28 protein-coding genes are annotated in these 25,926 nt (G+C 64.9%); 15 read left to right on the plus strand and 13 right to left on the minus strand.

Annotation, left to right across the window (positions count from 1 at the left end; translation table 11 throughout):
- Window positions 1-37 precede the first annotated feature (37 nt).
- Window positions 38-1,030, plus strand: a complete 993-nt coding sequence (locus ACAM54_RS29755) for a Bug family tripartite tricarboxylate transporter substrate binding protein (RefSeq protein WP_369651357.1) — start codon at window positions 38-40, stop codon at window positions 1,028-1,030.
- Between the two features lie 180 nt (window positions 1,031-1,210).
- The gene (locus ACAM54_RS29760; RefSeq protein ID WP_369651356.1) at window positions 1,211-2,041 is read left to right on the plus strand and encodes a class I SAM-dependent methyltransferase; all 831 of its coding nucleotides are present in this window, start codon (window positions 1,211-1,213) and stop codon (window positions 2,039-2,041) included.
- A gap of 138 nt (window positions 2,042-2,179) precedes the next feature.
- On the opposite strand, the gene ACAM54_RS29765 is transcribed toward ACAM54_RS29760, so the two are convergent.
- Entirely contained in the window at window positions 2,180-2,992 is an 813-nt protein-coding gene (locus ACAM54_RS29765) for a class I SAM-dependent methyltransferase (protein ID WP_369651355.1), read from the minus strand.
- 140 nt (window positions 2,993-3,132) lie between these two features.
- Window positions 3,133-4,218: an alpha/beta fold hydrolase gene (locus tag ACAM54_RS29770; protein WP_307698139.1), complete on the minus strand. Its 1,086-nt coding sequence runs from the start codon at window positions 4,216-4,218 to the stop codon at window positions 3,133-3,135.
- 79 nt (window positions 4,219-4,297) lie between these two features.
- Here ACAM54_RS29770 and ACAM54_RS29775 point away from each other — a divergent pair, with 79 nt between their 5' ends.
- Both ACAM54_RS29775 and ACAM54_RS29780 read left to right on the plus strand, forming a co-directional pair.
- A complete protein-coding gene (locus ACAM54_RS29775) occupies window positions 4,298-4,945 on the plus strand; it encodes a glutathione S-transferase family protein (protein ID WP_307698138.1) in 648 nt (215 codons plus the stop codon).
- 224 nt (window positions 4,946-5,169) lie between these two features.
- Window positions 5,170-5,700 (plus strand): cytochrome c precursor, encoded by a 531-nt coding sequence (locus ACAM54_RS29780; protein ID WP_369651354.1) that lies wholly within the window; start codon window positions 5,170-5,172, stop codon window positions 5,698-5,700.
- 42 nt (window positions 5,701-5,742) lie between these two features.
- Here the strand turns inward: ACAM54_RS29780 and ACAM54_RS29785 are convergent, their stop codons facing one another.
- The gene (locus tag ACAM54_RS29785; RefSeq protein ID WP_369651353.1) at window positions 5,743-6,633 is read right to left on the minus strand and encodes an NmrA family NAD(P)-binding protein; all 891 of its coding nucleotides are present in this window, start codon (window positions 6,631-6,633) and stop codon (window positions 5,743-5,745) included.
- A 110-nt stretch (window positions 6,634-6,743) separates the two neighbouring features.
- On the opposite strand from ACAM54_RS29785, the gene ACAM54_RS29790 reads away from it, so the two are divergent.
- The gene (locus ACAM54_RS29790; RefSeq protein ID WP_369651352.1) at window positions 6,744-7,649 is read left to right on the plus strand and encodes a LysR family transcriptional regulator; all 906 of its coding nucleotides are present in this window, start codon (window positions 6,744-6,746) and stop codon (window positions 7,647-7,649) included.
- A gap of 88 nt (window positions 7,650-7,737) precedes the next feature.
- On the opposite strand, the gene ACAM54_RS29795 is transcribed toward ACAM54_RS29790, so the two are convergent.
- Both ACAM54_RS29795 and ACAM54_RS29800 read right to left on the minus strand, forming a co-directional pair.
- Window positions 7,738-8,484, minus strand: coding sequence for an SDR family oxidoreductase (locus ACAM54_RS29795; RefSeq protein WP_369651351.1), 747 nt, complete (start codon window positions 8,482-8,484; stop codon window positions 7,738-7,740).
- 157 nt (window positions 8,485-8,641) lie between these two features.
- Window positions 8,642-9,547: a helix-turn-helix domain-containing protein gene (locus ACAM54_RS29800; protein ID WP_369651350.1), complete on the minus strand. Its 906-nt coding sequence runs from the start codon at window positions 9,545-9,547 to the stop codon at window positions 8,642-8,644.
- Window positions 9,548-9,698: 151 nt separating this feature from the next.
- Between ACAM54_RS29800 and ACAM54_RS29805 the strand changes: the two genes are divergently transcribed.
- Complete coding sequence (locus ACAM54_RS29805; RefSeq protein ID WP_369651349.1) at window positions 9,699-10,535, plus strand: oxidoreductase; 837 nt, start codon at window positions 9,699-9,701, stop codon at window positions 10,533-10,535.
- A 36-nt stretch (window positions 10,536-10,571) separates the two neighbouring features.
- Here the strand turns inward: ACAM54_RS29805 and ACAM54_RS29810 are convergent, their stop codons facing one another.
- Both ACAM54_RS29810 and ACAM54_RS29815 read right to left on the minus strand, forming a co-directional pair.
- A complete protein-coding gene (locus tag ACAM54_RS29810; protein ID WP_369651348.1) occupies window positions 10,572-11,537 on the minus strand; it encodes an AraC family transcriptional regulator N-terminal domain-containing protein in 966 nt (321 codons plus the stop codon).
- A 77-nt stretch (window positions 11,538-11,614) separates the two neighbouring features.
- Window positions 11,615-12,058, minus strand: a complete 444-nt coding sequence (locus ACAM54_RS29815; protein ID WP_369651347.1) for a DoxX family protein — start codon at window positions 12,056-12,058, stop codon at window positions 11,615-11,617.
- Between the two features lie 308 nt (window positions 12,059-12,366).
- Here ACAM54_RS29815 and ACAM54_RS29820 point away from each other — a divergent pair, with 308 nt between their 5' ends.
- The 4 genes from ACAM54_RS29820 to ACAM54_RS29835 are packed head-to-tail and all read left to right on the plus strand — an operon-like array spanning window position 12,367 to window position 15,378.
- Window positions 12,367-13,143 (plus strand): SDR family NAD(P)-dependent oxidoreductase, encoded by a 777-nt coding sequence (locus tag ACAM54_RS29820; protein WP_369651346.1) that lies wholly within the window; start codon window positions 12,367-12,369, stop codon window positions 13,141-13,143.
- A 21-nt stretch (window positions 13,144-13,164) separates the two neighbouring features.
- Window positions 13,165-13,599 (plus strand): ester cyclase, encoded by a 435-nt coding sequence (locus ACAM54_RS29825; RefSeq protein ID WP_369651345.1) that lies wholly within the window; start codon window positions 13,165-13,167, stop codon window positions 13,597-13,599.
- A gap of 10 nt (window positions 13,600-13,609) precedes the next feature.
- Complete coding sequence (locus ACAM54_RS29830; protein WP_369651344.1) at window positions 13,610-14,383, plus strand: SDR family oxidoreductase; 774 nt, start codon at window positions 13,610-13,612, stop codon at window positions 14,381-14,383.
- 38 nt (window positions 14,384-14,421) lie between these two features.
- Window positions 14,422-15,378 carry a zinc-binding dehydrogenase gene (locus ACAM54_RS29835; protein ID WP_369651343.1) on the plus strand — a complete coding sequence of 319 codons (957 nt, stop codon included), beginning with the start codon at window positions 14,422-14,424 and terminating at the stop codon, window positions 15,376-15,378.
- Window positions 15,379-15,430: 52 nt separating this feature from the next.
- On the opposite strand, the gene ACAM54_RS29840 is transcribed toward ACAM54_RS29835, so the two are convergent.
- A complete protein-coding gene (locus ACAM54_RS29840; protein ID WP_369651342.1) occupies window positions 15,431-15,985 on the minus strand; it encodes a pirin family protein in 555 nt (184 codons plus the stop codon).
- A gap of 102 nt (window positions 15,986-16,087) precedes the next feature.
- On the opposite strand from ACAM54_RS29840, the gene ACAM54_RS29845 reads away from it, so the two are divergent.
- A complete protein-coding gene (locus tag ACAM54_RS29845) occupies window positions 16,088-16,999 on the plus strand; it encodes a LysR family transcriptional regulator (RefSeq protein ID WP_145746368.1) in 912 nt (303 codons plus the stop codon).
- 33 nt (window positions 17,000-17,032) lie between these two features.
- On the opposite strand, the gene wrbA is transcribed toward ACAM54_RS29845, so the two are convergent.
- Together wrbA and ACAM54_RS29855 are read right to left on the minus strand one after the other, a co-directional pair.
- The gene (gene wrbA / locus ACAM54_RS29850; protein ID WP_145746369.1) at window positions 17,033-17,632 is read right to left on the minus strand and encodes an NAD(P)H:quinone oxidoreductase; all 600 of its coding nucleotides are present in this window, start codon (window positions 17,630-17,632) and stop codon (window positions 17,033-17,035) included.
- Window positions 17,633-17,792: 160 nt separating this feature from the next.
- Window positions 17,793-17,933 (minus strand): hypothetical protein, encoded by a 141-nt coding sequence (locus ACAM54_RS29855; RefSeq protein ID WP_186454244.1) that lies wholly within the window; start codon window positions 17,931-17,933, stop codon window positions 17,793-17,795.
- Between the two features lie 35 nt (window positions 17,934-17,968).
- Between ACAM54_RS29855 and ACAM54_RS29860 the strand changes: the two genes are divergently transcribed.
- Window positions 17,969-18,718, plus strand: a complete 750-nt coding sequence (locus ACAM54_RS29860) for a DUF4303 domain-containing protein (protein ID WP_225613151.1) — start codon at window positions 17,969-17,971, stop codon at window positions 18,716-18,718.
- A 141-nt stretch (window positions 18,719-18,859) separates the two neighbouring features.
- On the opposite strand, the gene ACAM54_RS29865 is transcribed toward ACAM54_RS29860, so the two are convergent.
- Together ACAM54_RS29865 and ACAM54_RS29870 are read right to left on the minus strand one after the other, a co-directional pair.
- Window positions 18,860-19,408, minus strand: a complete 549-nt coding sequence (locus ACAM54_RS29865) for a DUF1003 domain-containing protein (RefSeq protein ID WP_369651341.1) — start codon at window positions 19,406-19,408, stop codon at window positions 18,860-18,862.
- Between the two features lie 341 nt (window positions 19,409-19,749).
- The gene (locus ACAM54_RS29870; RefSeq protein ID WP_369651340.1) at window positions 19,750-20,643 is read right to left on the minus strand and encodes a LysR family transcriptional regulator; all 894 of its coding nucleotides are present in this window, start codon (window positions 20,641-20,643) and stop codon (window positions 19,750-19,752) included.
- 100 nt (window positions 20,644-20,743) lie between these two features.
- Here ACAM54_RS29870 and ACAM54_RS29875 point away from each other — a divergent pair, with 100 nt between their 5' ends.
- Genes ACAM54_RS29875 through ACAM54_RS29885 form a run of 3 tightly spaced genes read left to right on the plus strand, consistent with a single transcriptional unit; the run spans window position 20,744 to window position 24,753 of the window.
- Complete coding sequence (locus tag ACAM54_RS29875; RefSeq protein ID WP_369651339.1) at window positions 20,744-21,898, plus strand: CaiB/BaiF CoA transferase family protein; 1,155 nt, start codon at window positions 20,744-20,746, stop codon at window positions 21,896-21,898.
- Window positions 21,899-21,929: 31 nt separating this feature from the next.
- Window positions 21,930-22,904 carry a Bug family tripartite tricarboxylate transporter substrate binding protein gene (locus ACAM54_RS29880; protein ID WP_369651338.1) on the plus strand — a complete coding sequence of 325 codons (975 nt, stop codon included), beginning with the start codon at window positions 21,930-21,932 and terminating at the stop codon, window positions 22,902-22,904.
- A gap of 34 nt (window positions 22,905-22,938) precedes the next feature.
- Window positions 22,939-24,753 carry an acyclic terpene utilization AtuA family protein gene (locus ACAM54_RS29885; RefSeq protein ID WP_369651872.1) on the plus strand — a complete coding sequence of 605 codons (1,815 nt, stop codon included), beginning with the start codon at window positions 22,939-22,941 and terminating at the stop codon, window positions 24,751-24,753.
- A gap of 79 nt (window positions 24,754-24,832) precedes the next feature.
- On the opposite strand, the gene ACAM54_RS29890 is transcribed toward ACAM54_RS29885, so the two are convergent.
- Complete coding sequence (locus tag ACAM54_RS29890) at window positions 24,833-25,813, minus strand: tripartite tricarboxylate transporter substrate-binding protein (RefSeq protein WP_369651337.1); 981 nt, start codon at window positions 25,811-25,813, stop codon at window positions 24,833-24,835.
- Window positions 25,814-25,926 lie beyond the last annotated feature (113 nt).

Genomic DNA, 25,926 nt, shown 5'->3' on the forward strand with positions numbered 1-25,926 from the left:
AGTCGAGTTATTCCAACCCCGAAGAGGAGACAAGCCCATGAAGACATCGTCGATGCCGCTACGCAGGCTCTGCATGGCCACAGGCCTCGCGCTTCTGCTCGCCACGCCGGCGCTGGCGCAAACGCCCGCGCAGCCCGCCTATCCGAGCCAGCCGCTCAAGCTGATCGTGCCCTACCCCGCCGGCGGCGCCACCGACACGCTGGCGCGCACCATCGGCCAGAAGCTGCAGGAAGCCTGGGGACAGCCTGCGATGGTGGAGAACCGCCCCGGCGCCGGCGGCACCATCGGCAACGGTTTCGTCGCCAAGGCACCGGCCGACGGCCACACCGTGCTGATCGCCATCACCGCGCTGATCCAGCAGCCGCCGCTCATGGACAAGCTCGCCTACGATCCGCTGAAGGACCTCGCACCCGTCACGATGATCGCGCGCAGCCCCAGCATGCTGGCCGTGCCGCTGGACTCGCCCGCGAAGAACCTCAAGGACTTCATCGCGATGGTGAAGCAGAGCCCCGGCAAGTACAACTTCGGCAGCTACGGCGCCGGCACCTCGTCGCACATCCAGGGCGCGCTCCTGAACATGCAGGCCGGCATCGACCTGGTGCACGTGCCCTTCCAGGGCGCTGCGCCGCTGGTCACCAACCTGGTGGGCGGCCAGCTCGCCTCGGCCTTCATCGACAGCGCCACCGCGCGGCCGCATCTCAAGTCGATGCGCCCGCTAGCGGTGACCGGCACGCAGCGCATGCCCGGCCTGCCCGAGGTACCCACCTTCGCCGAGCTGGGCTACCACTCCTTCGACCCGTACGGCTGGTTCGGCGTGTTCCTGCCCGCCGCCACGCCCGCGCCGCTGGTGCAGAAGCTCTCCGACGAGATCGACCGCATCGTGCACCTGCCCGAGGTCAGCGCCAAGATCGAGGCGCTGGGCCTGCAGGTGGGCGGCGGCAAGCCCGAAGCATTCCAGAAGCTGGTGCGCGCGGATGCCGCCATCTACGCCAGGATCATCAAGGACGCGAACATCCGCCTGGCGCAGTGAGCGCGAGCCGTTGCAGCGCGGCGCGAGGTGGCGCAAGATGCCACATGGCAGCCTCGACGCAGGCTTGAGATTCGCCGCTCCGTCGTGGCGCTCGTCGCCGTTCGCCGCCATGCGGCTGGTTCGGGACGGCGAGGTCCCTTTCGTTCGCTGGGCAACGCCAACAGGTACTGGAGGATTTCTATGCCGAATCGGATCAACGAAGCCATCCAGACGCATTACGGCCGCCCGGATGTGGGAAGCGTCATCCTGGCGGCCCTGGAAAAGGCGGGCAAAGACCTGGACCGCCTCACGCCGGAAGACTTGGCACCTGTCGACGAGTTTCATATCCGGGGCCGGGCAGCGACGCTTGAGCTTGCCCGGGCCGCGGGTCTCGATGCGAACAAGCGTGTGCTCGATGTCGGCAGCGGTGTTGGCGGCACTTCGCGCTGTCTTGCAAGGGAATTCGGTTGCCACGTCACTGGCATTGACCTCACGGACGAATACTGCCGTGCCGCTGCAATGCTCTCTGCCAGGGTCGGCCTCGCGGACCTGGTCGACTATCGCCAGGGTGATGCCACCAACCTGCCGTTCGACGACGGCGTGTTCGACGTCGTCTGGACGGAGCACGTGGCCATGAACATTCCAGACAAGCTCCGGCTGTACGAGGAGATGCACCGGGTTCTGAAGCCGGGCGGCACGCTCGCCATCTACGACGTGTTGGCCGGCCCTTCTGGACCGGTCCTGTTTCCCGTCCCTTGGGCGCGCACGCCGGATACGAGCTTCCTCGTGCAGCCGGACGAGTTGCGCAGGCTTCTCGAGAACGCGGGATTCACGATTTCTGACTGGATGGACACGACCGAGGCCGCGCGCACGTGGTTTGTCTCCCTGGTCGAGAAGATCCGCAAGGAAGGCTTTCCGCCCCTTGGATTCCATCTGCTTCTGGGGGCTGACTTTCAGGCGATGGCACAAAACCAAGGGCGAAATCTCCAGGAAGGGCGGATTGTTCTTGGACAAGTTGTCGCAAGGAAATAGGCGGCGCCCAACAATGGCGTGCAGCCGCCCGGCATCCGACATACCGTCATGGCCTGGCCGGACCACTGCGAGCTGATCGAGATCGTGCCGCCTGCGGAACACGAGACGGTCAACGACGCGTGAATGCAGCCGCTGCGGCTACGCCGATGCCGTGCCCTTGACGGCCCAGGCCAGCGCCGCGTAGGAGCGAGGGCCATCGGCTTCGCCGTCGAGATAGGCCGCCTCGACGGCATCGCGCAGCCGTGAGCGCGCGGCCGCGTCGAGCGTGGCGACGTACTCCGCGCCGGGACCGTCTTTGCCCTCGAAGGGTGCCCAGTAATCCGCGAACGAGGCGAACTCCATCCGGATGGCGAGCGTCGTTTCTTCCACGCCCTTGAACCCGGCGTCGCGCCAGGCCCGCGCCAGTTCGCCGGGCCGCGTCAGGGGCCGCGTGTAGTTGCGGGCGCGGCGCGCCCCGGCCTCCGGGTCGAGCACGGCGGCAGTGTCGAAGAACATGCGGTTGGCGATCCAGCCGCCGCGCGCGTCCCACACCGCCGCACCGATCACCGCGCCGGGCCTGGCGACGCGGCGCATCTCGGCAATGGCCTTGCCCGGCTCCGGCACGAAGTGCAGCACCAGCAGCGAGAGCACGCGGTCGAAGCTTTGCGCCGGGTACGGCAGCGCGCAGGCGTCGGCCACCTCGAAGACGATGCGCGCATCCTCGTTGTGGCGCCGGGCCTGTTCGACGTAGGGCAGCGCGATGTCCACGCCCCGCATTTCGCCGGCGCCGGTGCGTCGGGCCACGGCGAAAGTCAGGTGGCCGGTGCCGCAGCCGACATCGAGGATGCGGTCGCCGTCCGCTGTGCCGACGAAGTCGAGAAAAGGCAGCGCGAGGAGTCGGCTCCAGCGGCCCATCAGCCGTTCATAGCCATCGCCGTCGGCGGCGACGAAGGTCGAGGACGTGGTGCTCATGGCAATTCCTCCGCACGGCCGGGCGCATGGAAGGGTGCCGCGCAGGCACATGCTATGCCTCGGCCGATGGCGGCGTCAACGCCGGCGCGCCTGCCGGTTTTCGGGCCGGCCGGAGTTCATGCTTCCTGGGAGCGCGTCGGCTACAACCCTTGTCGTGGCGCTTTTTGCAGCAGTTCCGCAAGCTGCGCCTTCCACCACGCTGCCTGACCTGTGGTTCCGTGCCCGGTGGTCCGGTCGCTGGCCGGAATCAGGTAGTAGCGGCCATTTTTCACGCGCTTCATTTCACGTTCCATGATGCCGGTCTCGGGCGGGTTGCGCTCGTCGTCAGCCGCGTTGATGGCGAGCACGGCAGCCTGAATGCGCTCCAGCCCGGGGGACGGGTTGTAGTCGGCGGACGCCTCCCATTGGTAGAGGATGTCGTTTGCATCCGCGGTGAAGGGCGCACCCAGTCGCGCCTCCAGCAGCTTGTCGGCCTGGGCGCGCGTCGGCGCGGCCTTGTACATCGCCAGGTTGCCGCCGTTGGTGGCGGTGGCGAAGAACACGGAGGCCAGCTGGGCGCTGCGGGGCTGGGTGGCGTAGTTGCCGTTGTTCCACTCCGGATCCCTGCGGATGGACTCGGTCAGCAGCCGGCGCATCATCCAGTTGCGGCTGGCCATCTCGGTGGGCTGGCACGCCATCGGCACCAGCGCGTCCATGGCGCCAGGGTGCTTCACGCCCCACATCCAGGCGTGCATGCCCCCCATGGAGTTGCCGATGATCGCGCGCAGGTGCTTGACGCCGAGGTGTTCGGTGACGAGCCGGTACTGCGCGTCCACCATGTCGTCGTAGTTGTAGCGGGGAAAGTTGGCGCGCAGGCCATCGGAGGGGCGGGCCGACTTGCCTGTTCCCAGACCGTCGGGAATGATGATGTAGTAGCGGGTGGCATCCAGCGGCTGGCCCACGCCGAACAGCTCGCCGGCAAAGGCGGGCGTCAGCATGCTTGCCGCCGAGCCGGCGGTTCCATGCAGGATCAACACCGGCTCGCCACCGGGCGCGCCAATGGTCACGTAGTTCAGGCGCAGTTCCGGCATGACCTGGCCGGTATGAAAGCGAAAGTCCTTGGCGATCCAGCTGCCCTCCTTGGGCGCCGGGTAATCGGCGGCCCGGCTCGTCAAGGCGAGCATCGCCAGGCAGGAGTACAAAGCGGCTCGCAAAGCGAACCGGTTGAAGTGTGGAACAGCGGGCATGCAGTCTCCTATGGTTTGAGCACAATTTACCGCGAATGCCACATTTGCCGCACCATGGACTCTCTTCTGGACACTCACCATGACCATCACCATCACCGCTTTTGAACGCTCGCCCGACGGCGGCAAGGGCCTGGCGCGCGACACGCGCGTGCGCTGGGCATTGGAGGAAGCCGGCCTGCCCTACGAGGTGCGCCTGGTGTCCTTCCGCGCGATGAAGGAGGCCGCGCATCTGGCGCTGAATCCCTTCGGCCAGATCCCCACCTACGAGGAGGGCGAGCTCGCGCTGTTCGAGACCGGTGCCATCGTGCTGCACATTGCCGAGCGCCGCCCGGGCCTGTTCCCGGCCGATGCCAACGCAAGGGCGCGCGCCATCGCGTGGATGTTCGCGGCGGTCAATACGATCGAGCCGCCCATCCTCGAACTCGTCACGGTCAAGCTGACGGAAGGCGACAAGCCCTGGAAGGCCGAGCGCATGCCCCTCGTGGAGGACCGGGTGCGCGCCCGGCTGAACCAACTGGCCGCCCGCCTCGGCGAGGCCGACTGGCTGGACGGCGGCTTCAGTGCGGGCGACCTGCTGATGGTGTCGGTGCTGCTGCGGCTTCGGCCCTCCGGCCTGCTGGACGAGTTTCCCAGCCTGGCCGCCTATGTCGCGCGCGGTGAAGCGCGGCCGGCCTACCAGCGGGCGTTTGCCGCTCAGCTGGCGATCAACGCCGCTCCCGCTCCATAGCAGACATTCCCGGAGACCGCGTGGATGAGCGCTTCGCATGGGGACAGCAGTTTTCGCCCCGCGGCCCACGCCACCGAACGTCTGTGTCTGTATTCGCCGCTGCACTACCCATGACAAAGCGCCCAGGCAGAAATGGGACAAAGCGCCCATGCGCGGTTCAGAGCCGATCGCTACCGTGGTGCCATGTCTACTTCGACATGAACGCCAAGCCCGGGAGCCAGCCAATGAAGAATCGCATGAACTCACATGCCGCTCTGACGGCTCACCTGCTTCGCCGCGTCGCGCGCACCAGCGCCGTGTTGACCGTCCTTCTGTCCTCCGCCCTGGCAGGGGCGCAAACAGGCAGCAGCCAGAAGGCGAACAAGGACGAGATTCAGCGCGGCCGCTACCTGGTGATGATCGCGGGCTGCAATGATTGCCACACGCCCGGCTACGCCGCGAAGAACGGTGAGGTCGATGAGAAGCTGTGGTTGACTGGCGACGCCCTGGGCTGGTCCGGCCCGTGGGGCACTACGTATGCGGTCAATCTGCGCTTGCTCATGGCTGACATGAGCAAGCAGCAGTGGGTGAAGCATGCGCGCACCATGACACCCCGCCCGCCCATGCCATGGTTCAACGTGCGCCCGATGACCGAGGCGGACCTGAAGGCCATCTACGCCTACACCCGCTCGCTGGGTCGCGGCGGTGACCCGGCGCCCGCTTTTGTACCGCCGGGTACCAAGCCTGGCGGCCCGGTGGTGCAGTTCCCCGGCTGATCATCATGCAACGCGGTTCGCAGCGGCGGGCGAAGAATCCCCTCAGGTCTTCTCGAAAGCAGGCCCGAAAACCGTGGCCGCGAAATCCGCGAGCGTCGTCGGGGTGATCTCGGTCGGGCCTTTGTCGTACTCGCCATCGAGGCGTCCCGTGGAGAAGGCCGTGCTCATTTCTGCGAGCTGCGCGGCGGCGTCCGCAGAGAAGCCCTGCTGCATCAGCGCTGCCCTGCCCTCTTCCGGCTCGGACTGGACATACGCGAGATCCGGCTTGCCGATGGCCGCGCCGAGCAGCCCCGTGGCTTCTTTCATCGTGTAAAGGCTTGGCGCGCGCAGATGGAGCACGCGCTTGCCCTTGCCTGACGGCGTACGCAGCTCTCGCGCCACGACTCGTGCGATGTCCCCGGTGGCCACCATCGGCAGCGGTGCATCGGGCGCAGTCATGTCCGCATACACACCGATGGTCCGGATCATCTCTATCGCGATCAGGTGGTTCTCGAAGAAGTAACCCGGCCGCAGGTGCAGCACGTCCACACCGGCGAGTTCATCCAGCCGCCGCTCCTGCCGATGCAGCCCCGCAATCGGGCCCGTCCCCGAGCCCAGGTGCGCACCGACGCTGCTCAGATTCACAACGCGTGTCAGGCCAGCCGCAGCGATGGCGCGCGTGATTGCATGGCCCAGCCGATCCTGCTCGGCCGCCATGTCGTGCGCTGCGTAGTCGGTAGGGATCATCGTGTAGGCAGCCGTCGCGCCGGCGAATGCCTGGGCCAGGAAGCCCGCATCGCCGATGTCGCCGGCCGCGATATCCGCACCCGCAGCCTTGACAGAAGCGAGCGATCCCGCATTGCGACCGACGACGCGTACCGGTGTCCCCTGTCCAAGCAGCAGTGCCGCGACCTTGGACGTGATGTTGCCGTTGGAGCCGAGGAGCACGTACATGGCAGTTCCCTTCATGGGTGATGTTGCGATGGGTGCCATGGTGCGCGTCGCGGTTGTTTTCAGAAAGCGCCTGCAAGAGAATTCATTGTCCAGTTCTGGAGAACAATTGCATGAAGGCTCCTGCCATCTCCTTTGCCCGCCTGGCGGCCTTCGTTGCAGTTGCCGAGGCTGGAAGCTTCACTGCGGCTGCCGAACGTCTGAACACGGCCAAGTCCGCAGTCAGCCAGGCGGTGGCGGTGCTCGAGCGGGAGTTGGGCACGCAGCTGCTGCAGCGATCCACGCGCAAGCTCGCGATCACCGAAGCTGGGGAAGCATTTCTCTCCGACTGCCGTCAGCTGCTGGCCGGCGCCGAGGCCGCAATGGAGCGGGCACGCACCGGGCACGCGCAACCTTCGGGGACCTTGCGGCTCACCAGCCCCCAGGGATCGGCCGGCATGGTGGCCCGCTGGATCGCGACTTACAGCGAACGCTATCCCGCCATGCGCGTGGACTATGTGCCCACGGACCGCAGGCTCGACCTGATCGCCGAGCACTTCGATCTCGCGATCCGCGTCGGACCGATGGCTGATTCCGGCCTTCGCGCGGTGGTGCTCGAGGAACTCGGGCTCTGGACGGTCGCGGCGGCCAGCTACCTTGCCCGGCATGGCACGCCGCGCAAGCCCACGGAGCTTGCGGGCCATGAGTGGATCGCGCTGTCGCTGCTGCCCGCGCCGTGGTCGATCGATTTCGAGCGCGGCGGCCGCAAGCTGCGTGTGAAGCTGCGCGGCTCGATATCAGCGGCGAGCACGGACGCCGTGCTGCAACTGGTGAGCCAAGGCGCAGGTATCTCCTTTTTCCCCAGTACGGCAGACCTGCGTGCTGAGGTGGAAGCCGGGCGCCTCGTTCGCCTCTTTCCCGGCTGGGCGTCGGGGCGCATGTTTCTCTACGCGGCGTATCCGGGCAACATCGCACCTCCCGCGAAGACGCGCGCGTTCATCGATCTTGCGAAGGAAGCGGTGCGGTCTGCGGGACCCTAGGGTGCGGCAAGGCATGCGCCGCCGAGTCGCTCACTCCGGCTCTCCTCCAGTCTTTGATGAGGAAGATCTTTCCGAGGAAAAAACGGCTTCACCAGGGCTGGTCTGTCGGCAGCACGAACAGTTCGGCCACATTGACGTGGGCCGGCGCTTGCAGCGCGAACATCACGGTGTCGGCGATGTTGTCGCAGCTCAGGAATGACATCTGGTCGCGCAGCCCCTCCATCTGATGGCGGTAGCCCTCGTCGGAGATGTGATTGAACAGCTCCGTGTCGACCGCGCCTGGCTGGATGCTGGTGACCCGGATGTTGTGCTTCTTGCCGACTTCCAGGCGCAGGCCTTCGGTGAATGCGGAGACGGCATGCTTGGTCGCGCAATAGACGGCAAGGCCGGCAAATACCTTGCGGCCGGCAATCGACGACGTATTGACGATGTGGCCGGATCCCCGCTCGATCAGATGAGGTAGCGCTGCAGCCGTGCTGTTCATCAGGCCCTTCACGTTGACGTCCACCATGCGATGCCATTCGCCGACCTTCAAGGCTTCGACGTCCGAGATCGGCATGAGGCCGGCATTGTTGAACACGATGTCCAGTCCGCCGTAGGCTTGCACCAGCTTTGCCACGCCCGCTTCCACGGATGCACGGTCGACGACATCCATCTCGATGGCGATGGCTTCGCCCCCGTTCGTCCTGATCTGGTCGGCCAGCTTGTCGAGGCGGACGACGCGGCGAGCGGCGAGTCCGACCTTCGCTCCCGCTGCCGCCAGCTTGAGCGCCGTAGCGGCGCCGATGCCGCTCGATGCACCAGTGACCAAAGCGATTTTTCCATTGAGTTCCATGACAGCTCCTTACGGTAGTTAAGTTGAAGGCGCGGCGGCTGCAGACTCGGGTTGTCTGTGCAGCTGCCACGGTTGTCATGGTGCCGAGCGGGGTCCGAGCGGTCGCTCGTCGAATTGCTGCCGATATCGAAGATTTGCTGCGAAGGCCAGGTGCCGGTCAGCGCCCATGCCGGTAGTCGCTTGGGAGCACGCCTACCTCCTTGCGAAACACCTGCGCAAAGTGGCTGGGGCTCGCGTACCCGACCTCCAGCCCGATCTCCACAATGGGCGTCTGTGTCTCCCTCAGAAGACGCCGTGCACGCTCCATGCGCAGCCGTGTCAGGTATTGAGAGGGGGAGAAGCCGGTGCTCTTCTTGAAAGATCGCGAAAAATGGGACTCGCTGAGCTGCACCGCCTTTGCAAGGTGCTTGAGATCGAGTTCCTGATCGATGCGCTCCTGCATCGCTGCGAGCACCCGGTGGATCTTGAAAGCCGGCAGTCCCCCGTGCGGGGTTGCCGGATGCTGCGTGTCGCTTGCGTAGGTTCTCACCAGATGAACGGCAAGGCTGCTCGCGAGGCCTTGCACAAGCATGGTGCTCGGCGTACGGCGCTCCAGCAGCTCGCAGCAAAGGATGCCCAGCTGGTTGGCGATGACCTCGTCCGCGGCGCCGGAGACCTCTCTGAGCGGGACGAGCGGGCTCTCCGGTCCTTGGACATCGGTGGCCGCCCTTTTCATCAACGGAAGCCCCAGATAGACGTGCATCACCCGAAACGGCTCGCTTGTCAGCGTGCGCCACCGCAGCTCGCATGGGCGCGGCGAGGTCTGCAGAAAGAACTCTCCTGCGCGCACCTTGTTGGCCATCCATTCGCCTTCAAGCTGCCGCTCCTCCACCAGCGCCGAACCGGAGACGACCCATACGATGAGCGGCTCCGGAACAGCCGGAATGAGCAAGCTTTCCTGGACCGGCCGCCTCGTGAAAATCTGGACCAGAAGGTCTCGCCACGGCTTGCCCTTGCTTGTCGCAACGAGGTCCCCGGGCACACGCTCGTCGAGCGCTTCGGCGGTACTGAGTTGAAGGTCCATGGTTCAGCGTATCAATACTCCAAGATTCTCCAGTCTGTCGGTTTGTGCAAGACCTCGCCAGAAACAGGCATGTGACGCGGGGCCCTGGTTCCTACGATCGCTCCATGTTCAACCGGCGTGTGAATCACGCAGCAACTTGGAGAGTAATCAAATGAGCAAGGTCTGGTTCATCACGGGTGCTGGCCGCGGAATTGGTGCACAAATCGCCACGGCGGTACTGGCAGCTGGCGACAAGGTCGTGGCAACTGGCCGGAACCCCGCGCAGCTTGAAGAGCTGTATGGCGAATTCGGCAGCCGCGCCATGTGCCTTCCACTCGATGCCACGCGCGAACAAGATGCCATTGCAGCTACCCAGGCGGCCGTTTCCCGCTTCGGCAGCATTGACGTGCTCGTGAACAACGCGGGCTACGGCCAGCTTGGTTTGTTCGAAGAAGTCTCCGGCGAGGACGTCGAGCGCCAGTTTCACACGAACGTCTTCGGCATGATGCACGTGACCCGTGCCGTGTTGCCGGCAATGCGCAAGCAGCGCCGGGGCCACATCCTGAACCTGGCGTCGGTGGGAGGCTTCATGGGCTTCGACGGGGCTTCCATCTACTGTGCCGCCAAGTTTGCCGTGGAAGGCTTTTCCGAATCTCTCGCTCTCGAAGTTGCACCCTTCGGAATCAAGGTCACCATCGTCGAGCCGGGATTCTTCCGTACCGACTTCCTGGACAAGAAGTCGGTCCAGTACGGCTCTCGCAGGGTTGCCGACTATGCGGAGTTCTCGAGCAACTCGCGTTCCGCCTACGAAAGCTACAACCACAAGCAGCCCGGTGATCCGGCAAAGCTGGGCCGCGCCATCGTGGAACTGGCTGAAATGCCGCAGCCTCCGCTTCACTTTCTAGCCGGCACCGACGCCGTCGACTTTGCGGCGAAGACTTTCGAACGCCGGCGTGCCGAGATCGACACCTACGCCGGGCTGTCGGTCACGACGGACGGGGATTTCTGATGCCATGGGTGCCGGCGGGTGGCGCCCTACCCCTTGCTAGCCGGCCATCATCTCGAAGCGGGAGACATCCTTGGATGGAGGTACGCCGAACAGCCGGCTGTATTCGCGGCTGAACTGGGAGGCACTCTCGTAGCCCACTGAATAGCCCGCCTTCGAGACCTCCATACCCTCGCTCAGCAGCAAGCGCCGGGCCTCCTGCAGGCGAAGTTGCTTCTGGTATTGCAGTGGGCTCATGGCGGTAACGGCCCGGAAGTGATGGTGCAAGGAAGACGTGCTCATGCAGCATTCGCGCGCCAGTTCGTCCAGCTTCAGGGGCTCTGCAAAGTTCGACTTGAGCCGGGAGACCGCTCGCATCACGCGGTTTGCATGGCTGTCGGCCCTTGCCACCTGGGAAAGCCGCTCCCCTTGCTCACTGCGCAAAAGCCTGTAGACAAGCTCGCGGGTAGCCAGCGGTGCGAGGGCCGCTGCATCTTCAGGCGAGTCCAGCAAATGCATGAGCCTGATTGCGGCGTCCAGCATGCCGTTCGAAACGCTGCTCAGGAACAGGCCGCGTTGCGTGGCCGCGCGCCGTGCCGGGGGAGGCCCTGCCTGGAGAACCAGCTCGGAGATCTCCGCAGGGTCCAGATCCAACCTGAAGCACAAGTACGGCTCGCTGGATTTCGCATGAGTGACCTGCGCGCTGATGGGCAGGTCGGTGGAAAAGACCAGGAACCGCGAGGCGTCGTAGTCATAAATCTCATCCCTCAGCATGACCCGCTTCGCGCCTTGCGCAATGATGCAGACAGCCGGTTGATGAAGGGCGTGGACCAGTTCGTCGCTGGGTGCCGAAAGCTTGATGGCCGAGACGCGCGGAATCGATGTCGGGCAAATTCCCTCTCTTGGGGCATGCCGTGCGACGAGCGAAGCCAACTCCCGAACCCGTGCGGCGTCGGGCGGCGAAAAATGGGGCACGGCCGAAGAACCGGGGACTGCGGCTGTGGAATTCAGGTTCAAGGAATCCATGCGGGGCATTGCATCGGTCGATTGAAGACCCGAAATCCTAACAACCAGACAGGCCCCGCCAGCCGCATGCCGACGCTTCATCGAACAGCGCTCAGCGCGACCGGGAGCTCGGCGTGACGCTCATCCAGACTGAAGCTGCCGGCGCCGAAGGCAACCACCTGCAGCAGGCCGCCGGCCATTGCCAGGTTCTTCAGGAAATGGAACAACTGGTTCTGGTCGCCCAGCGCGCTGTGGAAGATCACCGCGGAAACCACCGAGAACAGCGCCAGCGCGGCAGCCACCCAGCGGGTGCGGTACCCCGCCACGAGCAGCAGGGCGCCACCGAGCTCCATGGCAAGAGCGCCGGCGTACGCCAGCTCCGGCAGCGGAATGCCCACCGATGCGATATAGCCGATGGTGCCGCCCGGGGCCATGAGCTTGCCCACGCCGCTGATCAGGAAGATGGCAGCCATGAGCAGTCGCCCGATAAATGGCGCCGCGGAGGTCGACGAGAGGATGGAAGAGGTGTTTGCGGATTGCATGACGAGGTACTCCTAAAAGTTTGAGACAGGGTGGAAAGAACGGTGGGCAAGCCGGGCAAGCCCGTGCGCATCCAACCGCTGGGACGAACTTTAGGAACTTCCTGTGTAGCTGAAAAGCCAATATTTTTAGATGCAATCCATCTTATTCAACGATAGGGCACCGGCGCCCGCAAAACTCCTTTCATCGTTGCCTGTATATCGTCCTGGCCGATGCTTTCCATCTAAACAAATAGGCTATCGCAATCGATGGCGTTTCCCTACTCTTCAGGTCATGCAGCAATGAGCTGAACAACACCAAGGAGTAGCAATTGGAACTTAAGGACTTTGACAACAAAGTGGTGCTGGTCACCGGCGCAGGCTCCGGGATAGGCCGCGAGGCCGCCCGGGCATTTGCCGGGCGCGGTGCAATCGTTGTCGCTGCGGACCTGAACGAAGGTGGACTGGCCGAAACCACGCGCCTGATTGCCGGTCTCGGCGGGCGAGCGCTTGCCGTCACGACAGACGTCTCCGACGAGTCGCAGGTGCGCAACCTGATGGCACGTTTGAAGAAGGATTTCGGCCGATTGGACGTTGCCTTCAACAACGCGGGAGTCACCGGCCAGGCGCATCGCATTGAGGACTACCCGACAGACGACTTCGACCGCGTGATTGCGGTGAACCTCAGGAGCGTTTTCCTCGGCATGAAGCACCAGATCCCACTCTTGCGCCGTGCCGGGCGGGGCGCCATCGTGAATACGGCCTCCGTGGCGGCCTTGACCGGGCCGGGGGGCATGAGCGCGTACGCGGCATCGAAGCACGGGGTACACGGGCTGACCCGCGTTGCAGCAATGGAAAACGCCGCCCACGGCCTGCGCATCAACGCATTGGCGCCAGGCTGGACCGAAACCCCCATGGTCGCCACGGCGAGCGCACAGAACCCCGGCTTCGCCCAACTGGCCACTTCGGCCATTCCGGCGAAACGAGGTGCCCAGCCGTCCGAGATTGCTGCGGCTGCGGTATGGCTCGCTTCTGAAGCGTCCTCCTACGTCATGGGTCAGATGCTTGTCGTGGACGGCGGAATGACCATCGGCGGATTCGAACTCTGAAACACATCACGAAAGAACATCATGGCTGACATCAACATCGATATTGGCGAAGCAGCAAAGGCCGTCATTCGCCGCAATACGGACGAAGTTCAAGGCCAGGGCAACTGGGCCCTGTTCGATGAGCTTTTCTACGACGCATTTCTGGACCACACCCCGCAGCCGAATTGCACCCCGGACAAGGCCGGCGCGCTAGGCCTCTACAAGAAACTCCGGGAAGCTTTTCCTGATTTCCACGCCGTCATCCATTGGCAGCGTGCGGACGGCGACGTGGTGACTACCTACAAGACGTACCACGGCACACACCGTGGTGACTTCCTGGGGGTTCACGCGACCGGCAAAGCCATCCAGTTCGAGACCGTCGACGCCATGCGCGTGCAAGACGGAAAGATTACCGAGCACTGGGGCGTTGCCAACCTGTACTCGGTCCTGGAACAGCTGAATGCACTTTCTCAGTAAGGAGATTCACATGAACACGAACATCCTGCAGAACAAAGTCCTCGTGGTAACGGGTGCCGCAAGCGGCATCGGTCGGGCCATTGCGGTCAATGCCGCCAGGCATGGCGCCAAAGCGGTCATCGTCTCGGACATCAGCCGCGAACCGCGCGAAGGCGGAACCCCGACAACCGACGAGATCGAAGCCCTGGGCGTTGCCACCGCTTTCGTCAAGGCGGACGTGAGCAAGAAGGAAGAAGTCGACGCGCTGGTAGACGCATCGGCCCCGTTTGGCGGCGTGGATGTGATGGTCGCCAATGCGGGCATTACCCTTCGCTCCGATGGTTTCGACGTCTCTTCGGACGACTTGCGCAAGCTGATGGCCGTCAACCTGGACGGTACGCTGTTCAGCGCCCAGGCCGCAGCCCGCCAGATGAAGGCCAATGGCAAGCAGGGAAGCATCGTTCTCATGGCCAGCATGGGTGGGCTGGCGGGGGCCGGCATCACGGTGGCGTACTCGACAAGCAAGGGCGGCGTCGTCCTGATGGCCAAATCGCTTGCCGACGCGCTCGGGCCCGACGGTATCCGCGTGAACGCGGTAGCGCCAGGAACCATCGACACCCATCTTCTACGAACCAGTCCGGGCATTGCTGAAGCGGCCGAGGGCTTTCGCCAACGCACTCCGCTGCGGCGGCTGGGCCAGCCTTCGGAGATCGGCGATGCGGTGGCTTTCCTCGGCTCCGATCTATCCAGCTACATCACCGGAACCGCCTTGCTGGTCGATGGGGGCTTGCTGGCCGTCATCTGAAATACAAGCTTTTTTCTTCTCGAACTCTGAAACCCATCATGAACACCACCATTCGCTTTCATTCCTACGGAGGCCCCGAAGTTCTCCAGGCCGAGCACCAGGCCGATGTCGGGGCGCCGTCCGAAGGACAGGTGCGCCTGCGCCACCTGGCCATTGGCGTGAACTTCATCGATACGATGTTCCGCCGGGGCATCGTCCCCGTTCCGCTGCCTGCAGTTCCTGGCGTCGAGGGCGTCGGCATCGTCGAGGCTCTCGGAGCAGGCGTCGGCGCCTTGAAGGTAGGCCAGCGCGTTGCCTACTATCTCGCTCCGGGCAGCTACACCCAGGTGCGCCTGATCGACGCAAGTGCATTGGTGCCGGTGCCCGACGATCTCGGCGCAGGGCAGATTGCGGCCGTCCTGACCAAGGGCTTGACCGCCTGGGCCGGGCTGAACGGCTACCACCAGATGCAGCCCGGCGAGACGATCCTCGTCCAGGGCGCCTCGAGCAGCGTTGGCAGCCTGCTCGCGCGCTGGGCAAAAGCGCGCGGCGCCACAGTCATCGGCACCGCGGGAAGCCCCGAGAAACGCCGGACGCTGGAAGGCACCATCGACCATGTGCTGCCATCGGATGCGCAAGACCTGGCGCAACGGGTGCGGGAGATCGCGCCCGGCGGCGTCGACGTGGTGTATGAGTTCGTCGGAAAGTCGACGTTCGATGCAACGCTTGCTTCGGTAAAGGATGGCGGCGTGGTCGTTTCCATCGGCGCCGCATCTGGCGCTCCGGCCTTCGACAAGGAAGCGGCCGCAAAGCGGGAGCTCAAGATGGTCGGCGGTCCGATGGCGCCTTATCTGACAGGCCGGGTGTCGCAGGCCGTGAATGATGTTTTCGATGCTTTCAGGACGGGCGTATTGGGAGAAGTTCCGTTCACGGAGTATGCCCTGCGCAATGCATCCGAGGCGCATGCAGCCATTGCGGCGCGCACCAAGAATGGAGCGCTCGTGCTGGTACCTTGAGACGGGCGCCAGCCCATGAAGAAGAGATGCCCAGGCAGGCATCTCTTTTTTCTTAGTGCAGCAGTTGTCCGAGCCAGAACGCCAGCACCGCTGCGGCCATGGTCACCACGAGACACGGAAGGATGAACAGGCCGGCTCCCAACTCTTCGTGGTGCGCTTCGATGTACTTCCAGATCTTCATTAAAAAGCTCCTGACAAGATGGTCACCCGCCGCCGGCGGTATGCGCCCTTCGTGCCGAAGACGGCGGTCGCTCGACGGGCTGGCGTCGTGCCATACCCCGCCTCCCGCGCGCATCCGCTCGATGCTTCCGCCGGACAAGGTTCCGGCCGCACCCGTGGTGTCCTCGTAGCGCAGATCGCCGGAGAGCAGCACGGCGGGGGTCGCGATGCCCGAATGCGGATGCAACGGAAACAGCGATCCCCGCTTCGGCACCATGTCGAAATGGTCGACAAACACAAGAGGCTTGGTCAGCTCTCCAATGTCGGAAGGGCTGACGAGGCGTGCCACGGGTCCATGCGTGCGCCCGCTGGTGCGAGCCACCACGCCGCGGTTGCGGCTTGCAGGCGAGCGCTGCAGCCCGGGCGGAACGGAAGTCGTCGAGGTCATTGGGATTTCCTTTGGATTCATAGAACGAACCAAAGGTTAAAGGCTGGACTTCTCTCTGCGAAGCCTATATCTTTCGATGTGAACCATCTATAGAGGAGATACATGCTCGACGGCGTCTCAATGGATCAGCTGCGCACTTTCATCGCCGCGGCGGACGAAGGCAGCTTCTCGGCCGCAGGTCGCCGCTTGCGGCGCGCCCAGTCCGTCGTGAGCCAGACCCTGGCAAACCTCGAAGGCCAGATCGATGTTCAGCTGTTCGACCGGAGCGCCCGGTATCCACAACTGACCGAAGCCGGCATTGCCCTTCTGGCAGAGGCACGCCGGGTGGTGTCTGGCATGGACGGTTTCAAGGCAAAGGCTCGCACCATGGCCGAGGGGCTGGAGCCGGAGCTTTCAGTGGTCGTCGACGTCATGTATCCGATGGAGTCGCTGACGACGGCGGTGGGCCTCTTTCATGCGGCTTTCCCGCACACCCCACTCAGGCTGTACGTGGAGGCGCTTGGCGCTGTTGTTCAGCCAGTGCTGAATGGCAGTTGCCGCATCGGCATCATGGGTTCGATGCCAACGGTACCCGAAGGCCTGGATACCGAGAAACTGCTGGACGTCCCCATGATCACTGTTGTGGCGCCGTTCCACCCGTTGGCCAAGAGCAAGGGGGTCATCTCTTCGGCCGAACTGTCGCAGCATGTGCAGCTGGTGCTCACTGATCGCACGGCCATGACGGAAGGAAAGAGCTTTGGGGTGTTTTCCGCGCTCACCTGGAAGCTGGCCGATCTGGGTGCGAAGCATGCTTTTCTGCGTGCCGGGTTCGGCTGGGGGCACATGCCCGCCGCGATGGTGCGCGCCGACCTGGAAGCTGACGCCCTGGTGCCGATCACGCTGGAGATGTTCCACCCGAAAACGCCGCCCATCGCCATGCTCGCGGCCTACAGAAAGGACATGCCTCCAGGGCCAGCTGGGCGATGGTTCCTGGAGCAGCTGAGAGATGCCGGCCAGCTGGGCCGCCGCAGCTGATCCCGCTCGGCCAGCGACGCGCCTCCTCCGGTCTCACCCGTGCAGCCTGGCCGCCGTACGTGCCACCAACTCGCCCTGGTGCTGGGCACCAGCCAGGTCGATGGCCGTAGGCTGCCGCGAGCCGTCGCCACCCGCGACGGTGGTCGCCCCATAAGGCGCGCCGCCAACGATCTCGTCGACGCTCATCTGGCCCGCATGGCTATAAGGCAGCCCGACGATAGTCATGCCGAAGTGCAGCAGGTTGGTGATGATCGAAAACAGCGTTGTCTCCTGGCCGCCATGCTGCGTGGCGCTCGACGTGAATGCCGCACCTACCTTCCCGTTCAACGCGCCGCGCGCCCAGAGCCCGCCCGCCTGGTCCAGGAATGCTGCCATTTGCGAGGACATACGTCCGAACCGGGTACCCGTGCCAATCACGATAGCGTCGTAGTTTTCGAGCTCGGCCACCGTTGCCACGGGCGCGGCCTGGTCCAGCTTGAAATGAGCGTTTCGCGCGATCGCTTCCGGCACGGTTTCCGGAACGCGCTTGACGTCGACTTGCGCACCGGTGCTGCGGGCACCTTCGGCAATGGCTTGCGCGAGCGTCTCGACGTGTCCGTAGGACGAGTAATAAAGAACAAGAACCTTGGTCATTTGATGAAGCTCCTTTGGGTTTTTGGCAACTCGGCGAGTTGCAGTGCACAAAGAATAGCTTCGCTGGATCCATCAAAATAGCCTCTAAATTTCGATGGAAAGCATCGGCAGATCAGATAGATGATGACGTTTGGATCTGGTTAGACCACCTGAAAGCAGGCTACGCACGACCGGTCGTTTCAGCGCCTGCGCCCACGTCCGGCGGTTCGGCCGCCTGCCACACCGCGTCGATACGGATCGCCGCTCCGGCAAAATTCGGCTGAAAGAAGCCGCTTGAAAAGCCATCGACAAAAAGGCTCATGGCGGCATTGCGCCCCCTGAAGGAGTTCCCCGCCCATGACCTGGTCACTGTTCTACCGCTTCGACAACGACGTGCCCACGGACTTTCACGAACTGCGCCAATTCGGCAGTTCGCTGTGGAGTGCAAACGGAAAGGTGATAACCATGGGGCACTCCATGGTCACCGAGTTCGCAAGTCCCCAAGCCGCAAAGGATGCCCTCGTGCAGCGCGGCAAAGAAATCGAGGCGCAGGGCTACAAACGGGTGCGCCAAGGCATACACGATCCCGCTCGCATCGACTTTCCTTTGCTCACCACTGAGATCCGCGAAGGTGCTCGCCGCGCCTTCCAGGCCATCCGCGCGGCCCATCCTGACGAGACCATCCGCCTTTTCGCGCTTGGCAGCGATGACGGTGCAATGACCATCGTCCACGCTGCCGGCAATCTCGCCTTGAGCGCTCTGGGTGACATGGACGATGAAAGCGAGGTCTGGCACTTCGCCGAGTGGCCCTACGAGGAGGGCGGTGAGTTCCTCGATATCGCTTACCGCATGATCCTGGCATGCCACCGCAGCGACTTGCCTTGCGACGTTGAGTTCGACGTCCTGCACGCAGGCCTCTTCGAGGCTTGCATTGCCGCGATGGAACAGCTCGACCGTGAAGGTTTCTTCGGCACCGGCGAGGCGCGTGAAGAGGTTGTGCTGCTGTGCCAAAGCGAAGGCACCGAGGACATGGAAGGCTCGATCGGCCGACTCAATACTTCTCGCGTGGTGAGTCGACTCGAACGCTGGATCAAGCTCTGCGAATGAGCTTCGGCCCGACCGGATTCCGATTCGCCCAATGAGGCTGCCATGTGATACCCCCATTCAACCCAGCGCCCCCGCATTCGGGGGACGGGTTCGCGCCGGGGCCGCGCCTGTGCCTTGCGCTGCGGCTTGGTGGAGAAGGACTCAGGTCGGGCGTTCCGACAACCCTTCGATCCGCCGGGTCAGGGCGCGCACCGCGTCGGTCAGCGCCAGCAGTTCGCGTTCCTTCAGGAGGTCGATCTTCTCGTGCAGAAGTTCGATCTCCAACTCCGCCTTGACATTGATCTCGTAGTCGGTTTCGGCGTGGCGCCGGTCCTGCTCGGACTGCCGGTTCTGGCTCATCATGATTGCCGGCGCGGTGTAGGCCGCCTGGAACGACAGGAGCAGGTTCAGGAGGATGAACGGATACGGGTCCCAAGCGCCCTTCCCGGTCATCGCGTTGCCGACGATCCACAGCACGATGGCCGTGCTCTGGAAGATGATGAAGCGCCACGACCCGACGGTTGCGGCCACCGCGTCGGCCAGGCGTTGACCGCGGGTCGGCTCGGGTGGCAAGAGATGCTCGGGAGCCGTCGGCGGTTTGGCCGATCTGGCTTGCCGGTGGGCGCGCCGGCGCATGCGAAGCGACTCCAGCCGAAGCCGATCTTCGGCTGCCAGGGTCGTCGCAATCTGGGTGGGGTGTTTGTCGTTCATAGGGGCTCCGATGCTGAGGTCAAGGGCGATGTCGATGGCCCGCGTCCGCCAAACGCCGCAAGCCCGGTTGCATCATGGGGCAGACAGCATGCGGATGCTTGACGACGCCAAGAAGCGTTGCACCTGTGCCCACGCCAGCGCGTTCCCAGCCGCAGCTGGGTGCGTCGGCGCGCGGCTTGCGGGCGCATCAAACCGTCGATCGAAATGGACTGGACGTTGACTCCTTGACCCGCCGAGTTCCACCGGCAGCTGTGCGGCGCCAAGTCGGTCGGTCATTTCAGTGCACGCCTCCTCCGCCTGCGATGCGGTTGCAGATGCTTTGCCTTCTCCGCCTGCTCGCCCTAGGGCCTCTGCTGGATCAAGGTTCTCATGAACGCCAGGCTGGCCGGGGCCAGGGTGCGGCCGATCCGGGTGACGATGCCCACCGACCGGAAGGTCGCCGGCTGTACGAGCGGGATGGCCGCCAGATCGCGCATATCGGCCAATCCGAGCGAAAGCCGCGGCAGCGCAGCGATGCCGAGACCTTCCTTCACCAACGCGCAGCACGCGGCCACACTCGGCGCGTCGAATGCCGCGCGCACCGCGAGCCTTTTCCGGACGAAGACACTGTCGATGATCGGGCGAATGCTGCTGCCAGATTGAACGCCGATGTAAGGCCTGTCGGCCAGGATGGACCACGGCGCATTGGCGCGGGCTGCGACCGGGTCGTCTTCACGGCACACCAGCATCATCGGATCGTCCTGCAGCGGCTGGTAGCGCAGCCGCTGATCCGGCGCCGGCTTCGCGCACAGGCCGAAATCGGCCCTGCCCCCTTCCACCGCGGCCAGCAACGGCTCGGCCGTCAGTTCCTGCAGCTTGAACTCCACCTGCGGGTGCTGCTGCCTGAAGGTGGCGATGGCCGAGGGCAAGAGCGCAACGCTCATGGACGGCAGCGCGGCCACGTTGACTTGCCCGCGGTACCCCTTCATGAAGTGACCGAGTTCACTCAGCGCGCTGTCGAAGTCACCCAGCACGCGGCGGGCAATGTGCAGCAACTCCTGCCCGGCCGGGGTGATCGTCACGCGCCGGGTGTCACGGTCGAACAGCCGTGTGCCAAGCGCCTCTTCCGCCAGCCGCAGCGTGCGGCTGAGTGCAGGCTGGGAAACGCCCAGCTTGCGCGCCGCCGCCCGGAAGCTCCCCGCCTCGTCGACTTCGACGATGACTTCCAGTTGGCGAAGACTCAGGTTCAGGCGCATGCGGGGTCCCAGTGATCCAATTAAGTTATCACAGAAAACCTCTCTTGAGCATTCCCATATCAGTGCCGGCTGCCTAGACTGGCCCCACAAGGAGACAGAAATGAACACTGCGGCAGCGGCCCCCCTTGCGGGCGTGCGTGTGGTCGAACTCGGCCAAGTGCTGGCGGGCCCGTTTGCCGGCGCCATCCTGGCGGACCTGGGGGCGGAGGTCGCGAAGGTCGAGCGCGTCGAAGGTGGCGACGATGCACGCCGCATGGGCCCGGCCTATCGCCACGGCGACGCACTGATCTTCCACATCTTCAATCGCGGCAAGCGCTCCGTTGCACTGGACCTGCGGTCGGAGGCAGGTCGCGCCAGCCTCGAACAACTGCTCGCGCAGGCCGATGTCTGCATCCACAACCTGCGGCCGGACGTGCCCAAGGCGCTGGGCATCGACGGCCCGTCGTTGTGCGCGCGCCATCCGCGCTTGATCTACGGCGAAATTTCCGCCTTCGGCCACCGGGGGCCCATGGCAATGCAACCCGGCTACGAACCCTTGATCCAGGCGTTCAGCGGTCTCTCGAGTACCAATGGCGGACCGGATGATCCGCCGCTTCGCTCCGGCGCCTCGGTGTGCGACCAGGGCAGCGGCATGTGGCTCGTGATCGGCGTGCTGGCCATGCTGCACCGGCGCGCGCAGACCGGACGCGGCGGCATGCTGCAGACGTCGCTGCTCGAAACGGCCCTGGTCTGGAACGGCCAGAAGAGCGATGCCTACCTGAACGAAGGACGCCTGCCCGAGCGCCACCGGTCGGGCCATCCCGGCTTCGTCCCCTACGAGGCCTTCGACACGGCCGACGGGCCGCTGCTCATCTGCTGTGGCAACGACCGGCTCTTCGCCAAGCTGGCCGAGGTCCTGGACCAGCGTCAATGGCTGGACGACGAGCGATTCGCAACGAACAGGGCGCGCCTGGCGCACAAGGCGGAAATGCTGGCGGAACTGGCGCCCCTGCTGAAGATGCGTCCGCTTGCGGAATGGGTCGAGCGCCTCGAGGCCGCGGGCGTGCCCTGCGCGCCCATCAACAGCGTTCCGCAAGCGCTGGACGATCCGCAGGTGCAAGCGCTGGACCTGTTGGCACGTGTGCCCGGCGAGGACTTCCGCCTCACGGCATCTCCGCTGTCCTTCGACGGGCAGCGTCCCGCCATCACCGCATCCGCGCCGCGCCTGGGCGAACACAACGCCCACTACGGCCTGCCGGAATTCGTACCTGTCTGATCGCCGGCCCCATCGAACAAAAGGAGACCACATGATTCATCCCCGCCACCGAATCGGGCTGCTGCTTGCAGCGGCCACCTGCGCCCTGGGCCTGCCAGCCGCGCAGGCGGACACCTTTCCGAGCAAGCCGATCACGCTGGTGGTGCCTTTCGCGGCCGGCAGCGGCACCGACCAGATGGCCCGCGTGTTCGCCCAGGCGATGGGTGACGAAGTCAAGGTGCCCATCGTGGTGGACAACCGCGCCGGTGCCAGCGGCTTCCTTGCGGCCCAGTACGTGGCCAAGGCGCCGCCGGACGGCTACACGGTGCTGATCACGACCAACACCACCCAGTCGGCCAACGAGCACCTCTTCAAGAAGCTGCCCTACGACCCGGTGAAGGACTTTGCGCCGGTGAGCCTGCTGTCCAAGGGCTACATGCTGCTGCTGGTGCGCCCGGATTCGCCGTACAGGTCGGTGGGCGACCTCATCGCCGCTGCCAGGAAGTCGCCGGGCAAGCTGAACTTCGGCAGCGGCTCGTCGTCCAGCCGCGTGGCCAGCGAGCTGCTCAAGCAGATGGCGGGCGTGGACATGGTCAACGTGCCGTACAAGAGCAACCCGATGGCCATCACCGACCTCATGGGCGGACAGGTGGACTTCATGTTCGCCGATGCCCCCACGGCGCTGCCCCAGGTGGAAGGCGGCAAGCTGCGTGCGCTGGCCGTGAGCGGCCCCAGGCGCATCGCCGCCGCCCCCAACATCCCGACGGTGGACGAAGCCGGCGTGAAAGACTACGACATGTCGTATTGGACGGCGGTCTACCTGCCGGCCCGCACCCCGCAGGCCATCGTGCAGAAATTCAATGGCTGGCTGGCGAAGGCTTCGGCCACGCCGCTTGCCAAAGAGTTTCTGGTCAAGACCAGCGGGGAGGAGGCCTTGAGCACACCCGAGCAGCTGGCGCAGTTCCAGGCGAACGAGTCCGGCAAATGGGGTCGCGTCATCAAGGCCGCAGGCATTCAGCCCGAATGAACCGAACCGCATCCGCCGACCGTTGGAGAGTCAGATCGTGAACAAGACCATCCGCATCGGGGGCGCCTCCGGCTTCTGGGGCGACAGCGGCGTGGGCGCCACGCAACTCGTGCAAAGCGGCCAGATCGACTACCTGGTGTTCGACTACCTGGCCGAACTCACCATGTCCATTCTGGCCGCCGCGCGCATCAAGAAGCCAGAGCTCGGCTATGCCACGGACTTCGTGTCCGTTGCCATGAAAAGCGTTCTCAAGGACGTGGTGACCAGGAACATCCGCGTGGTCAGCAACGCCGGTGGCGTGAATCCGCAGGGCTGCGCGGATGCTGTGGCCACACTGGCCAAGGCGCTCGGGGTTGATGTGCGAATCGCCGTGGTCACTGGCGATGACGCGATGCCTTTGCTGCCCGAGCTGCGCAACGCCCAGCCACCCGTCGCCGAGCTGCAAAGCGGCGCGCCGCTACCCGCCCAGGTCGTCACCGCCAATGCCTATCTGGGCGCCGTTCCCATCAAGGCAGCGCTGGATGCTGGCGCGCAAATCGTCATCACCGGCCGCTGTGTCGATTCGGCCGTGACACTGGGCGTGCTGATGCACGAGTTCGCCTGGACGCCGCACCAATACGACGAACTCGCCGGCGCCAGCTTGGCCGGCCACATCATCGAATGCGGCTGCCAGGGCACCGGCGGGCTTCACACCGATTGGCAGTCGGTGCCCGACTGGCCCCACATCGGCTACCCCATCGTCGAATGTTCGGCGGACGGAAGCTTCAGCGTCACCAAGCCCAAGGGCACCGGGGGACTGATTGCGCCGCAATGCGTGGCCGAGCAATTGCTGTACGAAGTTCACGACCCGGCCAGCTACTTGCTGCCCGACGTGGTGTGCGACTTCACGCAGGTGCAGATCACTCGGACAGGCCCGGAGCATGTGCGGGTGACGGGTGCGCGCGGCCGCCCACCCACCGACAGCTACAAGGTCTGCGCCACCTACCTGGACGGCTACAAAACCTCGGCGCAACTGACCATCGTCGGCTTCGACGCCGTGGCCAAGGCGCGGCGCACGGGCGAGGCAATCCTCACGCGTGCGGGTGAGCTGCTGAAAGCACAAGGACTACCGCCCTTCAGCGCGACCCACATCGAGGTGCTCGGCGCCGAGTCCTGCTACGGCCCACTCGCCAACCCCGCGGTGGCGCAGACCCGTGAAGCGATCTTGCGCCTGACGGCGCGCCACACCGACAAGGCGGCCCTGCAACTTCTCGCATCCGAGGTGGCGTCCGCCGGCACGTCCTGGGCGCCCGGTACGACGGGCATCGGTGGGCGGCCGGGGGTTTCACCATTGATCCGGCAATACGCCTTCCTGCTGGACAAGCGCAAATTGAAGCCCGCCGTGGTTCTGAACGGCACAGCGATTTCAATACCCGAGGACTCATCAGAGCGCGACATTCCATCGCGGGTAGCTGGCGAACCAGTCGCACAAGCGGTCGTGGAGCCGGCTGCGCTTGCCGCCAGCGAGACGGTCGAAGTTCCGCTGATCGCGGTCGCCTGGGCGCGGTCGGGAGACAAGGGAGACATCTCCAACATCGGCGTGATCGCGCGCAAGCCCGACTGGCTGCCCGTGCTGCGTCAGCAACTGAGCGAAGCGCGCGTGGCCGAGCACCTGTCGCACTTGATCGAGGGAAAGGTCGTGCGCTACGAGCTGCCAGGCATCGCGGCCTTCAACTTTGTCTGCGAGCAGGCGCTGGGGGGCGGCGGCATGGCGTCGCTGCGCAACGACCCGCTGGGCAAGGGCATGGGGCAGATCCTTCTGGCGATGCCGGTGAAGGTGCCCAAGGCATGGTTCGCTGAAGCAGCGTAGATGCCTCCGCATGGCGCCAATGGGCGAGGCCGATACCCGGGCTTGCCGCCGGCCCGAAGCAACGGCGCCGCGGGACCGTTCAGGGCTGGAAGCCCGAGCGGCGCACCACCGGCTCCCATTGCTGGCGGAAGGCCTTGAGCATCTGCACGGTCTCGGCCTGCGTGCTGACGACGGGCGTGATGTAGGCGGCGTTGGCGGCCTTCTGCAGCGCCGGGTCCTCCATGACCTCGCGGATCCTGGTGGCCAGCAGCTGCACCTTGGCCGGCGGCATCGAGGCCGGGGCAAAGAAGGTGTTCCAGCCGTCGGCATCGATCTTCATGCCGGCCTCGCGGAAAGTGGGGATGGTCGGCGCGAAGCTCACGCGCTTCTTGCCCGACACGGCCAGGATGCGGATCTTGCCGGCCACGTGCTGGCCGTAGAGCGAGTCGAGCGTGTCGATGGCGATCGGCAGGCTGCCGCCGCTCAAGTCGGCCGACAGCGGCGCCGAGCCGCCGTAGCCCTTGATCTGCGGCTGCACGCTCAGCGCGTCGCCCACCATCAGGCCGAAGAAGTGCGGCAGGCTGCCGGTGGCCGGCACGCCGAAGACGGCCTCTTCCGGATGCGCCCAGAGCCGGCCGACCAAGAACATCGCGCGGTCGAGCTGCAGCTTGTTGCCCACGGCCAGCGCGAAGTCGTAGCTGCTGACCTGCGACACGGGCACGAAGTCTTTCTCGGCGTCGTAGCCCGCATCCTTGAAGACCAGCGGCGCCACCACCATCACCGCGGGGTTGCCGAGCATCAGCACGTTCTGCGACGCGGGCGCGCGCCTGAGCTCCTTGGCCGCGAGCCGGCCGCCTTCGCCGGGGCGGTTCTCCACCGTGACGGCCACGCCGAGCTTCGGGCCCAGCCGCTCGGCGACCAGGCGCGCGATGCGGTCGGTGCTGCCGCCGGCGGTGTAGCCGACCACGAGCGTGAGCGCGCCATCGAGCGCGGGCGCCTGAGCGTGGGCCAGGGGAGCGGCACCGGCGGCGAGCGCCAGGCACCATGCCGTGAGCTTGCGCCGGGAAAGGAATGCGGTCATCGGATCTTCTTCCTGCTTGCAGTGGTGGCGACCGGGCACGCGCAGGACTTCACGGCGACAATCGCCGGTCCACACTCGTTTCTTCCCGTGTCATTTGTTACATGGTTATACGC

It is taken from the genome of Variovorax sp. V93 (assembly GCF_041154485.1).
Classification (GTDB): Bacteria; Pseudomonadota; Gammaproteobacteria; order Burkholderiales; family Burkholderiaceae_C; genus Variovorax; species Variovorax beijingensis_A.